Below are 14,625 nucleotides of genomic sequence, written 5' to 3'. Positions count from 1 at the left end.
GGGTGAGAAAGTCTGGGGGACTTTCGCAAGACCTTGCCTGATATTTTTCAAGGCGTGAGCTGAAGAAAAATATCGACAAGGTGTACAGTCCCTGCAAGCAGAGCTTGCTAGGACGTCACTCGGTGCAAGTATGAGTAAAACTCCTACATGACACCTCGTTCGTCCTAGTAAGGGACAATACAATCCGAACCTCGCTATACTACCGAAAAATTGGAAAAAATGCTAGTTTAATAGTTCATACATTTGGAAGAGTCGCATAGTGGTTTAGTGCACCGGTTTCGAAAACCGGCATCGGGGAGACTCGATCGGGGGTTCAAATCCCCCCTCTTCCGCAACTGCCAAACCCAATGCGAAAGCATTGGGTTTGTTGCATGTTGCGAGAAGAGGGGGGATTCGAACGACGGAGCCGGGGCCCCTCTGGGCCGGCGAGTCGTGTCCCGCGGCACTTATGAGCGTCAGCGAATTAGTGACCGTCAGGACGAATCCCCCCTCTTCCGCCAATAGAACTTAGTATCGGCAGACCCGAGTACCTAAAAAGCTTGATCTGAGCTAAAATTAAGTCATGGAAAAGTTTGAAAAGCCAAAACAAGAAAGGAATCTGGAAGGTGATAAAAACTCATTTATTGAGACGATTTCTTCCGTTTTAGTTGAAGAAGTTCCCACCATATTTGATAAACAGTCAATTCAAGAACTTGCGGAGAGTATAGGAAACACCAAACTGTTCATCTTGGGCGAAATGCACGGAGTAAAAGAGAATGCAGATGTAATTTACACACTGTTCAAGAAATTCGGCTTCCGCCAACTTGCCCTAGAATGGGAGCCAGAGCTTAAAACAGTCGCTGAAAGGTATCTGCAATCGGGAGAGCTTGATTTTGATGCTATTAAGGATAGTCCGGATGGACGCATCACCGCAGGCCACTTTGCTCTCCTTAAGAAGCTTAAGTCCGAAGGAATGCTTGAAGGACTTGTCTGTTTTGACGGAGGTTCTGGTGGATACGGATGGAATGCGCGAGATGCGGCTATGGCGGAAAATATTCTCAACAATCTTTCAGACGTACCGACTCTCGTAGTTGCAGGAAATCTTCACACGAAGACTGAACCGATTACTTTTGATAATGAACCTGACGAACAGCATCCGATGGGAGAGAATATAAAGAGACAGATTCCTGGTATCACTTCGGGCAGGATTGAATATCTTATGGGCCAGTATCATAACTACGGTACGAAAGAATTCACAAAGCTTTCCGATGAGGAATTACCATCTATGGCAAGATTTTTTAAGGACGAAGACGGTTTATACACTTTTGAATTAGTTGAAGCACATGCCGCTACAGTTCCAAGTCCCAGTGAAAGGATTTAAATACTCCAACCCACATACCTCATTTCAACTCTTAAAACAATCCTCAAATATCCTTACATCATCTCACCGCTCTGATACTGAACCTACGATGCCTGCCAATACAAAATAGCCCCGCAAGGGGCATATTTTGTTGGCGGAAGAGAGTAAGCTCCGGGGGAGCTTACGCGGGGGATTCGAAAAGGTTGTCGAAAGTTTCGACTGCAAGGAGAAACTATCATACAACCTGAACAGAATCTGTGCCGCGTTCCAGTGAACGAAAAGATTCGAATCCCCCCTCTCGCGTCCAGTCCATCACACCCTCCATGCTATGATATACGCATGTTACGCAGTACTCGTTTGAAAAGGGCGGAGGCACATATTAAATCTGCGCATAAGCGCTCACCACTTTCCTCATATTTGAAGGAAGTAATCTATGGTGCGATAGACGGTATCATTACTACCTTTGCAGTGGTGGCTGGGTTTTCAGGCGCTGCACTTTCGAGTGATACCACCACACAACTTTCTTTTATGATGGTGCTTCTCTTTGGTCTTGCAAATCTTTTTGGAGACGGAGTCTCTATGGGTTTGGGAAATTTTCTTGCAGTACGCTCGGAGCAGGGGCTCTATAAAAATCTTTGGAAGCGTGAGCAAAGTGAATCGACAGAAAATGGAAGTGTAGAGGCACGCGAGACCAAGCTTGCCCTCATGGGAAAAGGATTTTCGGAAGAAGATGCGCAAGCACTCACCGAAATTTTTCGTCGGAACGAACCATATTGGGTGGATTTTATTGTGAGTAACGAACTCAAAGTGGCAAACCCTATGGGTGAAAGTCCTGTGTACACCGGTATCGCTACATTCACTGCCTTTATTTCATTTGGCTTAGTGCCACTGGTGCCATTTATGGTGATGGGTTCAATTGATCCTCACACAGTCTTTCAGTTTTCTGCACTCGGTGCACTTATTGCACTCATAATTCTTGGAATGTTTAAATGGAAAGTGGTGGGTACGCATCCCGTGTATTCGGTGCTTGAAGTAGTTGTGGTCGGCAGTATGGCTGCTTCAGTAGCATTTTTCATTGGTACACTCTTTACTCTCTAAAAGACCTCTCTATACACAGGATTGTACGTATGTTTATACACGTGTTTATTCACACGGATATACACAGAATGGCTTATTATAAAGCAATTTTACTGACTGATTTTTGGTATTGACGGAGAAGAGTGAAAGAGGGACACTAGAGAGGTCTTCTGGGTGTGGTGTTTTTCTTCACATATTTAGTGCTCGTAACAGAGTACGCTTGAAGGCCCAGAAGACATGCTCTACGTTGTATTAAGAAAAACCGCCAAGCCGTTGGCGGTTTTTCTCTGTCTGGTTTTTAAAGTAGGAAAAACTACCTAGTCTTCACATACACATAAATGTCTTCAAGTGCCTTTACGGCATCTCCTGCGGAGATGTTGTTTTGGTGGTAGTGAACGTTAGTGCAATCGCCGGCGGCCCAGATACCCTCAACACTGGTACGCTGAGTCCAAGGGTCTATGGTGACACGGTTGTATACATCAAGTGCGATGATGTCTTTTGCAAAATCAGTATTAGGAAGCATACCAATTTCTACAAAAATACCGCCGACTTGAAGTGTGTGTGACTCTCCCAGTGCATTCGTATAGGTGAGTCCGTTTACAAATCCATCTCCGAGAATTGCGGTGGTTTGAGCGTTCAAGATACCTGTCATATTGGGATGAGCGAGCACCTTTTCTACCGTGATAGGGTCTGCCTTATACGTATCGCCAGAGTTGAGCAGTGTGACGCTCTTTGTGTATGCGAGGAGTTGAGCGGCTGTCTCGAAGCCAGCGTTCCCACCACCAATCACTGCGACATCCATACCACTAAACATAGGGCCGTCACAGGTTGCACAGTACGTGAGACCTTTTTGGTCAAACTCAACTGCACCCGGTACGGTGAGTTTACGGCGGGAAGAACCGGCTGCAATAAGTACGGTGGTACTCGTGTGTACCGCCCCATCGCTTGTCGTTACCGTAAAGCCAGTTTCCGTTTTTGCAATGTGTGAAGCGGTAACACCGGGCATGATGGTGACGCACTCTTTGGCATACGCTTTGAGATGGTTTTCAAGGCTTTTTGCGAGGTCGGCTCCCGAGATTGCTATTGTGCCTATCCAATTGTGAATTTCTGAAGACACAACACTTTGTCCACCCCATTCTTTTGTAATAAAAAGTGTCTTGAGTTGTTTGCGTGACGCGTAGATGCCAGCTGAAATACCTGCCGGGCCTCCACCAATGATGATGAGATCGTACATAAAACTTAAAATTATTGTATGCGCATAGCATAGCATGCGAGGGTAGACATGTATACCCGAGGGGGGTATACTAGAAAAATATGAAAGCAATTCAGAATCGCATACGACGTGTGCGTGGACAAATGGTGAGTCTCGAGACCTCCATTGGTGAAGGGAATACGTGTGAGAATGTTATTCCCCAATTACTAGCAGTGAAAGGGTCGGTAGACGCACTCGTCCGGGTGTATCTGGAAACATCTCTAGATGGGTGTATGCAAGATAAAGACACCGATACCATGCGCCAACTTATTAAATTACTTATTGCAAAAACATGAACAAAGCATCACTCAAGTCAAAAGGATTTTTTACATACGCAAAATAATTCCTTGACTCACTATCTATAGGAAGCCAGCACCATACCCGGTACTTAATGAAAGAGCGACACGCGCGGGTGCGGGTATTATGTTTGTCCTTGGTTTTTTTCTTTTATGCAAGCGTTTTACGTAAAGGAGTATGTGTATCTCAAGTACGTAGTACTTTTTTTCTTTATTGATTTTCTGATGAAGGTGGTGATTGGGACACGCTTTTCCCCTATTAGTATCATTGCAAATTGGATAGTTCGTGCACAAGAGCCTGAATACGTAGGTGCAATTCAGAAGCGATTTGCATGGAGTATTGGTCTCGTGCTTTCGGGTACCATGGTTCTCCTCGTATGGATACTTGGTGTCACTGGTCCTATTAATCTCAGTATCTGTATGCTCTGTTTAACGTTTATGTTTCTCGAGACAAGTTTTGGTATTTGTGTGGGATGCAGGATATATAATTTTCTGCTTGCACACGGTGTGGTGAAAATGCCTGAGTATAAGCCGGCATGTCCGGGGAATGTGTGTGTTGTGGAATAATGTGCAAAACCAAAGAAATCCCGCGCTGATGGCGCGGGATTTGAATTTTAGAAATATGGTAGTGAATACAAGATAGGGAAACGCAGGAACCGATCACAAATCACTAAGTATATTTTTTCACTACGTTCAAAATCTACTAAGTGTTCGCGATCCCGCCTCGCTGTTTCGTCGCCCTAGGAAGGGTCGACTCATATCGCTCCGGCCCGCAGTTCCACATTTTTGTGCAATCCAAACTTATTTAAGTTTGGATCTGCGCAAAAATGCTGGAACTGCGCCCCAATCGTCATCGTTCTCTTCGTCGATGGCGTCGATGGGTTTTGGTTCACGTTGTCCGGGAGATTGTTGCTGTATTTGTGGGCGAGATTCTTCGCGTGTCATAGTCGGCTCCGAAGCGACAGGAACTGGCTCCTGAGTTCGTGGAGCACTTATCGAATTGAAAATGCGACCACGTGTCTCTAGTTTTTCCTCGGGAATAGATTCTGGCGCTTTTCGTTCGTTTGTCATGCGCACATGGGGCAGATGGTGTCCCGTGTCTGACTCAGGAAATCCTGTAGCAATTACAGTTACACGCACCTCATTCTTCTTCAGTTTTTCGTCTTTGATAGCACCAAAGATAACCTTTGCATGAGGGTCAATAGACTCGGTGATGATGCGTGCTGCATCTTGAATCTCGAGCATACCAAGGTCATCACCTCCCGCAATTGCAAAGAGTACTCCCTTTGCGCCCGTAATAGAGACTTCGAGGAGTGGAGAATTGATGGCTGCCCGTGCTGCCTCCTCCGAGCGTTTTTCACCCGTAGAAAGTCCAACACCCATAAGTGCAGAACCTGCGTTTTCCATGACGGAACGAATGTCGGCGAAGTCTACGTTGATGATACCTGGCATGGTGATAAGGTCTGAGATACCTTCCACTGCTTGCTTGAGTACATTGTCACAGAGTTCGAATGCCGCCTTGACGCTCGTCTCGCGGTCGACGATAGCGAGGAGTCGGTCGTTCGGAATAGTGATGAGTGCGTCTACTTCTTTTTTAAGATCTTCGATACCCTGAAGCGCAAGGCGCATACGCTCTTGTCCTTCAAAGAGGAAAGGTTTGGTTACTACTCCCACGGTGAGTGCACCTGTCTCGCGCGCAATCTTTGCCACCACCGGTGCAGCACCAGTACCAGTACCACCACCCATACCACCGGTGATGAAGATCATGTCGGAACCTTTGATTGCATTTGCAATTTCTTCACGTGTCTCTTCAGCAGCACGACGACCCATGTCGGGATTGCCTCCTGCACCAAGACCACGGGTAAGATTCTTACCAATGTTGATTTTCTTTTTTGCGAGTGAATGATGAAGGTCTTGTGAGTCGCTATTGATAGCGATAAACTCGACTCCCTTCACCTTTGCCCCAATCATGTAATTAACGGCGTTGTTTCCAGAACCACCGACACCTACTACGCGTATCCGAGCGAATGACTCAACGTCTGTTTTAATTTGTTCCATATAATTTCTTACACCAAACCTCCTCCTCTAATAATGTATGCCTATCATACAGTGCATAAAAATATCTGTCACTATATTGACAGTATTGTGTTTCGTGTGATTCACATTTTACATAAATGTGGTAAAAAAGTGGCTGAGAGTGAGGCTAGGGGAGGAATTGTTTGAGCCAGTTGAAGAATTTACCTCCTGTGTTCCGTGCGAGATTGATACCACTTTCTTCTTCGGTACCCGTCATTCCCCAGATACAGAGTCCATACGAGACTGCCCATGAGGCGTCGCGCACCTTGCCGTTTTGGCCAGGGTCGAGGGTAGCAATCTTTGACGGGAGACGAAGCGATGCACGTGCAAGGTCTTGCACGGTCGTGATACCGGAGCCACCACCGGTGAGGATAACTCCTGCAGGGAGAAGACCGTCGCGTTTCATCTTTTTGAGGTGAGCATCAATGAGTTCAAAAATATCAATAAGACGAGCAGAAATAATTTCGTCGAGTTTCTTTTTTGAATAGGGAATTGAGGTCATGCCACCACGTTTTAATTTTTCAGCTTCGTCGAGAGGGACTTTGAGGCCGAGCGCGATGTCGTTTGTAATATCATTTGAACCAATAGGGAAGACTTTGAGGGAAGTGGGAGTATTGTTTTCAAAAACGACTATAGAGACTGTTTCGGCACCTATATTGGCAAGGACGCACCCGGCGCGTTTCTGAGCCTTGGTGAGCATCACAAGGCTTCCTGCGAGAGGTGAGGCCATGACGTCGTCTACCTTGATACCAATACTTTCAATAGCGGAGACAAGGTCGTTGAGGTGTTGCTCAAATGCAGTAATAAAGAGAACATCAGTTTCAAGTTTGGTTCCCTTAAGTTCATGGGGACGCCCGTGCACTTTTTCGTTGTCGACGGTGAAATGAAGAGGAATGGCGTGGATGATTTTACGATTCGGGATGCGGTCTTTAATGTGCTCTTCACTTGCTTCAACTGCCTTATCAATGTCCGCCTGAGTAATGACTGAGTCGGCACGAGAGGTGATAGCTTCGCCATGGGCGTGGATTTCATCAAGACCAATGCCCCCCATAGAGATATATGCTCGCTTCACTTTTATACCACTGGCTTTTTCGGCCTGTGCGACTGCATTACGGACACTTCTTACCACGTCGCTTTCATTGATGATGTAGCCATTACGAAGACCACGGCTCTCGGCGTAGCCGGTGCCGATGATTTGTGGAACCCCTTTTGATTCGGGAGTGTTGCTCGCAATAACCACCTTCACGTGGTACGTGCCAACATCGATTCCTGTTACATAGAGTTGTTTCATATAAAAAACGCGGCTGTTGGTCGGTGCCTCAGAGAGATAATCATTATTTCAAATTGAATTTAGAAACAAATTTTTTCTCTGCTTTGTCCATTGTAGCCCCATGAGGGTACCCTTTCAAATGGAGTAACCCGTGGATAAACAGGTACCCTACGTATCCTTTGGGTGAAAGAGAGAATTTATATGCTTCCTTTTCGGCAACTGAAGGTGCAATGTATATTTCGCCCGCAGCATCAGAGAGTGGAAATGAAAGGACGTTGGGTACGTAGGTGGCGTTGCGGTAGGTTTTGTTGAGAGACTGTGCGCGCACCTTTCCAATAAAAGTGAGCGAGAGCGCATACTTCTTGCCAAGAATCGCGTCTTTCATTTCTTCGTAGGGAAGGGTGGGAAAGGTGCGCGCACTGTGTGACAGGTACAACATAATACGAGTAGTGTATCACGCTGGTACTCACAAATAAAAATGGCTTCCGCAGTAACTGCAGAAGCCATTCATGTAATTTCCCGTTTTCAGGAAGTTTGTGGTACGGGTCGTAAAGAATGATTTCGAAACCATTCCTTCATACGTGCAAATACACTTTTCCCCTTGGGGAGGTCGGTACATGCTTTGAAGAAATCATCACCGAGGTTTGCGAGTAATCCTATGCCGTAGAAGAGAGATACGTGACTCATTTCGGGTGTCGCTATGCCCGCAAGGACAAAAGGAAAGAGGAACACGGAAAGCAAAAGAGTTGCTTTTCTAAACCCTCTTCCAATAACTCTCCATCCATCAAGAATACTACTACCCCCTTTTCCTTCCGATTTTCCATCATGTATCTCGTCCTTAATGAGTGTAAAGATGAGCCATGACTGGTTCATAATCCAGAGAAGTGTGATTACGCCAATAAATATAGAGAATGCATGATCTCTGATGATTGCCGTTACGCACACTGGAATGATTCCAATTATCATCAAAAACTTCATTGTTGCAACAGGAACTCGTTTCGACCATCCAAATATTTTTCGGACGCGGTCACATATCGGTTGAAAAAGACGATCAATCAAGTAATCATCAAGCAAATCAAAAAGGTTAATATGCATGGCAGTTCTCCAAGGTTTGGTTTCAAAAGGCAATCCGTTGCACAGATTGCCATGCATACACCCATAAGTCAATAAAAATAAGATGGTCGACTTACGATGTCGGCCATGATGTGTGAGAGTGTGAGAGGCGCGGGCGCACATAACAAAAATCCTCACCGGGAGGTGAGGATTTTTTTATTTGCGACCGCGGACTGGTTCTTGAATCTTTCCCAACTTGAGCAGTTTTTCGTAGTTGACCTTGTTGGCCAATTTCTTGAGTCTGCTTGAGCGGACGACGAGTGGTGACTTTCCTCGAGCGAAATAGCGCTCTTTGCGAAGTCGATTGAGTACGCCCGAACCCTGTACACGCTTGGTGAAGCGACGAATAAGGTTTGCAGTGCTTTCCTGATTATTTTTCTTTACTTGAACGTTGGTTGCCATATGTCGCGAGAGAATACCATGGTGCGCTCCGCTTTGCAAGCGCAAGCCAATGGTCAGTTTTAATTATTATACGCAGGTTGCGTCTTGTAATTCACGGAGGTGGAGTGCTATTCCACATAACGGTATGTTTTTTTGATTTTGCAGTTTTAGGTCACGCACAATCACGTTTCCGTCAATAAACTCCTTATGCCCGAGAATGACCGCATAGCGAGAGTCTTTTGCCTCCGCATTTTTCAGTTGCTCACTGAGTGAGTCACTCGTAATGTTTTGGTGAACACTTACTCCTGCACGGCGAAGTTCCTCAATAAGGAGAAGACTCTTCACTTTGGGTCCAAAACCAAGCTGTACGAGATAAATTTCGGAATTGTGCTTGTTGCGTGGAGAAGGAATGTGTACAGGAGCTTTTTTGTCTGTGAGTATCACCACAGCGCCCGCTGCAGGGGTTTTTGTTTTGGTCATTTTGGTGACAAAGGTATTGTATCTACCACCACGAATGTAGAGTGGACTGTTTTTGATTTTTTCGTTGTCCTCATTCATGAGATCGATTGCAAAAAGAGCGTCAGAATAACATTCGTGGTGACCTACCAACTTTGGGTCTATTTCAAATGGTGTACCGCTTATGTCGAGGAACTCGACAATCTCCCGAAAATGTTTTCTGCTGCCATCGGTGAGATATTCAAGCGGATTAGGACTTTTGTGGACGAGTTCGTGATCTTTTTCAATAAGATGCATGAGTGCGTACATTGGGTGGTCCTTCATAAGTTCACGTGCTTGTGGGGGCATATCATCAAGTCGTTTCTTGAGGAAGGTAGTGAGGTCCCTGAGGTATCGTGTGACCGAGTCTTGGTCACCAAGAGAATTGATACGTACTGAATGCTTTTCAAAGCCCAAGTCAGTAAGGAATGAGCGAATGGTTTGAATAAGCAGTGCTTCTGCTATGCTCTTTTTTACATTGAGTACGTGAAAGGTGATTGCAATGTCGCCTGTACGTGGTACTTGTTCTGCAGAATAAAAAAGAGATGGTCCCTCAATGCCGTTCAATTTACCGTCAAAGTATGAGCACATGCCGGAAGTAAGCATACCGCTTAAGGAATCAGTTTTGCGGTCTTGTGCAGATGTTTTGTGTTGAACTTTAACCGAGCAATTTTTAGAATCAGGATGTGACTTCAATTTTTCGAGTGGAGAAAAACCAAAATGATGGGCAGTGTGCGAGGCTGATTTAATGAAATCAGGTACAGTTACATTTTGTGTCATAGAAGTCTTATTTTATGCTCGTAATATTGTTCTCTTTGAGAATATTGTGCTCACCAGGGAATACACCTACCTTTGTTATAGGAAAAAGACGAAGGAATGCACGCCCAACAATATTGTCTCGCTGTAAGACACCCCACGCTCGTGAATCAGAACTCGCATCGCGATTGTCTCCCATGACAAAGTACTCACCTTCGCCAAGGGTTTCAGTTAGCGTGGTGCTTGATTTCATACTGAGTATATATGCCTCGTCCAAAAGAACACCCCCAGGATTTTCTTTATTGGTAATGGTTACATCGTGTCCAGAAATGCTAATGGTGTCACCGGGAAGACCTATGACTCGCTTGATAAAAAACTTTGAAGGGTCCTTGGGGTAGCGAAAGACCACAACGTCCCCCCGCAAGGGTTCATCAAAATGGTAGGTGAGTTGGTCGACGATGAGGTATTGACCTGTAGAGAAGGTCGCCTCCATCGACGCACCAGAGACAATAAATGGCTGTGCAATGAAAAGTCGAATGGGAAGCACAATAAGAAGGGCTACGAGAGAGAAGCGAATAATCTCGCTCACCATACCTTCTTTTTTTTCTTCCGATTCGTGTGAAATAGCGTGCACAGTAGTATCTTGAGTAGAATTTTCTGTGTGTTGTGACTCGGGAATGCGCTCCATAAAATTGATTCGAACACCATTATAACGGTGCATTGTGTTTGACACAAGGCCTGTGAAAAAAAGCGAGAAAGAGTGTGCTCTGTGCGTGCAATATTTCGCGATAGAAACATGATACCTATGGTATTATTGAAAGCATTATGTTTACGGTGGTGGGCTTAGGAAATCCTGGGAAAGAATATCGCGACACGCGGCATAATGTGGGGTGGATGGTTTTAAGTGTCATTGTAGAGGAACGAAAACTCCCATCATTTTCAGAGTCTACTCGCTATCGAGCACTTATTTCTGAAGGGGTGATTGAGCATACTGATGTGGCAATGCTTCTCCCTATGACATTTATGAATAACTCAGGACTATCGGTATCGCGGTTCCTTAAGGATCATGAGTGTTTGGAGCGGCTTGTTGTAGTCCATGATGATGTGGACTTACCCTTTGGTGATATTCGCGTTTCATACGATAGAGGGGCAGGGGGACATAACGGCGTACAGTCTATTATTGATACCTGTGCCACAAAAAACTTTGCGCGTATTCGCGTGGGCGTCGCACAAAAAAGTTTTTTAGATGGGGAAGCACGACGTCCCCTCGGCGAAGCACTCTCAGATTTTGTCTTGGGGAAGTTCAGTAAAAGCGAGCGTGAGCAACTGGGCGCAATAAGCAAAAAAGTAGACGAAGCCCTCGTGCATATTTTCGAAAAAGGCGTCGAACATGCTATGCAGGAGGTGAATAAGGGATAATAAAAAAGCCCGCAACACTGAGTTGCGAGCAAATTGACGAGAGGAGAGGTTCTTATCCTGTTCTTGTCCTACGTGAGTAGGGAGGAACAATTACCCTTTTAGGGACCGAAGTCCACCTAGTCGTCAGTTAACGCATTATTTTTTTGGAAACGTTTCTTCGACGAGTTCACGAACAACACCTTCAATGAACTCCTGCGCTTCTTCGACTGGGATGCCGATTGCTTTCGCTTCGTTTCCGATATCGCGTTGAATGTGTTTTCCGATACGGAAACCATCTCTGCGCATCTGCATCTTGAGGACGAGTAACGCGATTTCACCTTTTCGTGCTTCAGTCATTGCCATGACGTACTCCTGAGTGACACTATCACATGATAGTTTAAGTATTATACAACATAAATGTAAAAATGCAACCTACAGAAAATCGTTCAGATGAGCGATTTATTGTAGGTTCTGATACAAAACAACCGGCGCCCAAAGGGCGCCGGTTGTTTGTTTGTGTTCGTTTGTCTATTAGCCTACGCTTTCTTTTTGAACGCGAGGGTCATACGCTGTTCCTTAGGCTCAAAGAGCGTAATGGTGAACTCGTATGATGAACCGAGTGAGAGTGATGAGCGAAGTTCTGCTTCAGTCGCAAACTCTGAAATATGTACGAGACCTGCCACACCTTCCTCGATTGAGGCGAGTGCGCCATGCTTGTTGTACTTGATGATAACACCCTGTACGACTTGGTCCTTGTGGTATTTCTTTGCGGCGCTTACCCATGGGTTTTCCTTGAGTTGTTTGATTGAGAGAGAGATCTTGTCATCCTTCACCTCAATCACCTTTACCTTTACTTGCTCGCCTACTTTGTAGAGTGAACGGGTATCTTCAACGAGTCCCCAGTCGAGTTCTGAGATGTGGACGAGTCCCTCAAGTCCTTCCTCGAGTTTTACAAACACACCAAAGTCTACTGCACCCGTGATAGTACCACCGAGTACGTCACCCACATTGTAGCGGCTTACTTTTTGCTCCTTCTCATCTTTTTCTTGTGGTCCCTTTTCTGAGAAGATGAGTTTGCCTTCCTTTTGGTCGGCAGTAATCATGATTACTGAGAGTGACTTACCAATGAGGTCATTGAGTGCGGTAAGGATTTTGTCCTTGTCGCCGTCCTCAACACGTGGATAGTGCTCTGCAGAAAGTTGTGATGCAGGAAGGAATCCTTGGATACCCTGCCATTCGATAATAAGTCCACCCTTGTTCGCCTCTTTGACGAGAAGTGACATGATAGTCTGCTTCTTTACCGCATCTTCAGCGTCGCTCCAGATGAGTGCCTGACGAGCCTCCTTGAGAGAGAGTTCGATATAGCCATCCTCATTACCCGCATCTACCACCTTTGCAGCAATAGTGTCACCCACGGATACCTTACGGAGGATGTCGCGTGCGTTCATGTACTCACGGCCGTAGATGATACCGGTACCAAATGGTACGAGTTCTACAAATACGCGTGCGCGTCCGATTGCGGACACCTTACCCTCAACAAGGTCACCGTCCTTAGGCGGGACTGGGCTACCCTCGACGAGTTGGTTCATGGGGCTTTTAATACGTGCGGCTTCTGCGGCTGCTTGCTTTTCGTCAAGCTCCTCAGCCTCTTTTACTGGAGCAACAGTACCGCGTACTGCAGCAGCAATTCGGTCTAAGACCGACTTTTCGTCTGACATAATTGTGTTATCTCGGCGATGGGTGTCCACGCAAACCATGTCTCGTAGCCGTGTGCTCGAACGTGGGATTACCCGCATGCCGTTAGAACTAATAATTCGAACACATATTCTGTAAAAGAATATGTGTTCTCTACCTTAAAAGGTGGGCGGAGTGTACTACAAAAACAAGATTTCGTCCACAGCCACTATATGCCGACATCGTAAGTCGGCAAAAAAGTATATATATGGCCGACTTACGATGTCGGTCATTTTTTGGTGGGGGATTTTTCTTTGCGCATCAGGGTGCTGTCTAGTATCATAGAGCGGTATGATTATCACACACCATGGAGGTCAGTGTTTTAAGGTGTCGTTTGGCAATACGACACTTGCGTTTGACCCGATTTCAAAGAAATCTAAACTTGCCCCTGTTCGTTTTGGTGCTGATGTAGCACTCGTTTCGCTCAATCATCCCGATTTTAATGGGGTATCTGAACTCGAATATGGTTCGAAACAACCTTTTGTCATTGATGGTCCTGGTGAATACGAGGTGGGTGAAATGACTGCGCGTGGCTACGGTATAGAGACTATGTATGAAAATGTGAAGCGATACAACACTATTTACCAAGTGAAACTTGAAGGTATTAATATTGTATTTCTCGGAACACTCGGTACCAGTGTTATTGACCCGCAGATTCTTGGTGAACTCGGAGATATTGATATTCTCTTTGTTCCCATAGGTGGCGGAGATGTGCTCGATGTACCCGCAGCTTCTAAACTTGCTACGAAACTTGAAGCAAGCTGCATTATTCCCATGCATTACACTGATACTGCGCTCAAGGCCTTTTTTAAGGAATTTGGTGTTGATCCTGTAAAGCCACTTGATAAACTCACCATCAAGAAAAAAGATCTTGCCGAAATGGAAGGGTCTATTGTCGTACTCAATAGTTAATGTATGGGCATATTCAAGCGTGTTCAAGAAAAAGACCCCATCGCAAAGACACAGTTTTCGCTGTTGGCCGCGGGTGTAATGACTGGGCTTATTGCGCTTGTGTGGGTGTCTACACTACCTGCACGCATAGGAGATACGATTTCAGTCGACAAACAACAACGCGCAAATGAAGAAAGCGAAGAAAGCGAAGGAGGTCTCAACTCGTTGATTGGCGAAACAAAAAATCAGTTAGGAAGTTTGATGGAGTGGAAAGAGAAACTTGAGAGTGAGACTTCGCCCGAATCCGACCCAGCAGAGGATTCCATATTGGATGAGGTTCCTACAGAAAATACTTCCTCTCTCGCTCTTGAATCACTTTCAGTTGCTACCACAAGCGAAGCGACATCTACCCCTATAGAATCAGCACCTCTACTCGCCACTTCGACTCCCATAGAAGTTGTACCCGTAGAGCCAGCCCCGCCACCTAAGATAATACTTATTGGCACCACTACCAGCCAAAAACCCGAATAATCTGATATACTAGGAC

17 protein-coding genes and 1 tRNA gene are annotated in these 14,625 nt (G+C 45.6%); 8 read left to right on the top strand and 10 right to left on the bottom strand.

Going from position 1 to position 14,625, the window contains the following annotated elements:
- The first annotated feature begins 245 nt into the window (after positions 1 to 245).
- The 3 genes from IPH92_02375 to IPH92_02365 all read left to right on the top strand — a co-directional run bounded on the left by IPH92_02375 (position 246) and on the right by IPH92_02365 (position 2,437).
- A tRNA-Ser gene (locus IPH92_02375) sits at positions 246 to 332 on the top strand.
- Positions 333 to 562: 230 nt separating this feature from the next.
- A complete protein-coding gene (locus IPH92_02370; GenBank protein QQR65401.1) occupies positions 563 to 1,360 on the top strand; it encodes a hypothetical protein in 798 nt (265 codons plus the stop codon).
- Positions 1,361 to 1,678: 318 nt separating this feature from the next.
- Positions 1,679 to 2,437, top strand: coding sequence for a VIT1/CCC1 transporter family protein (locus tag IPH92_02365; GenBank protein ID QQR65400.1), 759 nt, complete (start codon positions 1,679 to 1,681; stop codon positions 2,435 to 2,437).
- Positions 2,438 to 2,729: 292 nt separating this feature from the next.
- Here IPH92_02365 and IPH92_02360 read toward each other — a convergent pair whose 3' ends face one another.
- Entirely contained in the window at positions 2,730 to 3,650 is a 921-nt protein-coding gene (locus tag IPH92_02360) for an FAD-dependent oxidoreductase (protein ID QQR65399.1), read from the bottom strand.
- Positions 3,651 to 3,730: 80 nt separating this feature from the next.
- On the opposite strand from IPH92_02360, the gene IPH92_02355 reads away from it, so the two are divergent.
- Together IPH92_02355 and IPH92_02350 are read left to right on the top strand one after the other, a co-directional pair.
- Positions 3,731 to 3,964 (top strand): metal-sensing transcriptional repressor, encoded by a 234-nt coding sequence (locus IPH92_02355; GenBank protein QQR65398.1) that lies wholly within the window; start codon positions 3,731 to 3,733, stop codon positions 3,962 to 3,964.
- Positions 3,965 to 4,117: 153 nt separating this feature from the next.
- Entirely contained in the window at positions 4,118 to 4,531 is a 414-nt protein-coding gene (locus IPH92_02350; GenBank protein ID QQR65397.1) for a DUF4395 domain-containing protein, read from the top strand.
- A 234-nt stretch (positions 4,532 to 4,765) separates the two neighbouring features.
- Here IPH92_02350 and ftsZ read toward each other — a convergent pair whose 3' ends face one another.
- From ftsZ to lepB, 7 genes are all read right to left on the bottom strand, one after another.
- Positions 4,766 to 6,022 (bottom strand): cell division protein FtsZ, encoded by a 1,257-nt coding sequence (gene ftsZ, locus IPH92_02345; protein QQR65396.1) that lies wholly within the window; start codon positions 6,020 to 6,022, stop codon positions 4,766 to 4,768.
- 145 nt (positions 6,023 to 6,167) lie between these two features.
- The gene (ftsA, locus tag IPH92_02340) at positions 6,168 to 7,331 is read right to left on the bottom strand and encodes a cell division protein FtsA (GenBank protein ID QQR65395.1); all 1,164 of its coding nucleotides are present in this window, start codon (positions 7,329 to 7,331) and stop codon (positions 6,168 to 6,170) included.
- Between the two features lie 43 nt (positions 7,332 to 7,374).
- On the bottom strand, positions 7,375 to 7,749 hold the full coding sequence (gene ybeY, locus IPH92_02335; protein QQR65394.1) for an rRNA maturation RNase YbeY: 375 nt from the start codon (positions 7,747 to 7,749) through the stop codon (positions 7,375 to 7,377).
- A gap of 86 nt (positions 7,750 to 7,835) precedes the next feature.
- Positions 7,836 to 8,462, bottom strand: coding sequence for a hypothetical protein (locus IPH92_02330; protein ID QQR65393.1), 627 nt, complete (start codon positions 8,460 to 8,462; stop codon positions 7,836 to 7,838).
- 117 nt (positions 8,463 to 8,579) lie between these two features.
- The gene (locus tag IPH92_02325) at positions 8,580 to 8,825 is read right to left on the bottom strand and encodes a 30S ribosomal protein S21 (protein QQR65392.1); all 246 of its coding nucleotides are present in this window, start codon (positions 8,823 to 8,825) and stop codon (positions 8,580 to 8,582) included.
- Between the two features lie 66 nt (positions 8,826 to 8,891).
- Complete coding sequence (locus IPH92_02320) at positions 8,892 to 10,079, bottom strand: hypothetical protein (protein QQR65391.1); 1,188 nt, start codon at positions 10,077 to 10,079, stop codon at positions 8,892 to 8,894.
- A gap of 7 nt (positions 10,080 to 10,086) precedes the next feature.
- Positions 10,087 to 10,776: a signal peptidase I gene (gene lepB, locus IPH92_02315; GenBank protein ID QQR65390.1), complete on the bottom strand. Its 690-nt coding sequence runs from the start codon at positions 10,774 to 10,776 to the stop codon at positions 10,087 to 10,089.
- A gap of 104 nt (positions 10,777 to 10,880) precedes the next feature.
- Here lepB and IPH92_02310 point away from each other — a divergent pair, with 104 nt between their 5' ends.
- Positions 10,881 to 11,474 carry an aminoacyl-tRNA hydrolase gene (locus tag IPH92_02310; protein ID QQR65389.1) on the top strand — a complete coding sequence of 198 codons (594 nt, stop codon included), beginning with the start codon at positions 10,881 to 10,883 and terminating at the stop codon, positions 11,472 to 11,474.
- 135 nt (positions 11,475 to 11,609) lie between these two features.
- On the opposite strand, the gene IPH92_02305 is transcribed toward IPH92_02310, so the two are convergent.
- Both IPH92_02305 and IPH92_02300 read right to left on the bottom strand, forming a co-directional pair.
- Positions 11,610 to 11,810 carry a hypothetical protein gene (locus tag IPH92_02305; protein QQR65388.1) on the bottom strand — a complete coding sequence of 67 codons (201 nt, stop codon included), beginning with the start codon at positions 11,808 to 11,810 and terminating at the stop codon, positions 11,610 to 11,612.
- Between the two features lie 179 nt (positions 11,811 to 11,989).
- Entirely contained in the window at positions 11,990 to 13,171 is a 1,182-nt protein-coding gene (locus tag IPH92_02300) for a S1 RNA-binding domain-containing protein (GenBank protein ID QQR65387.1), read from the bottom strand.
- A gap of 307 nt (positions 13,172 to 13,478) precedes the next feature.
- On the opposite strand from IPH92_02300, the gene IPH92_02295 reads away from it, so the two are divergent.
- Together IPH92_02295 and IPH92_02290 are read left to right on the top strand one after the other, a co-directional pair.
- Complete coding sequence (locus IPH92_02295) at positions 13,479 to 14,099, top strand: MBL fold metallo-hydrolase (GenBank protein ID QQR65386.1); 621 nt, start codon at positions 13,479 to 13,481, stop codon at positions 14,097 to 14,099.
- 3 nt (positions 14,100 to 14,102) lie between these two features.
- On the top strand, positions 14,103 to 14,609 hold the full coding sequence (locus tag IPH92_02290; GenBank protein ID QQR65385.1) for a hypothetical protein: 507 nt from the start codon (positions 14,103 to 14,105) through the stop codon (positions 14,607 to 14,609).
- Positions 14,610 to 14,625: the final 16 nt, after the last annotated feature.

It is taken from the genome of Candidatus Kaiserbacteria bacterium, assembly GCA_016699245.1.
Taxonomy (GTDB): Bacteria; Patescibacteriota; Minisyncoccia; order Phycocordibacterales; family UBA918; genus Damh-18.
The sequence above is the reverse complement of the archived record's forward strand: the minus strand, read 5'-3'. Positions and strand labels throughout refer to the sequence as shown.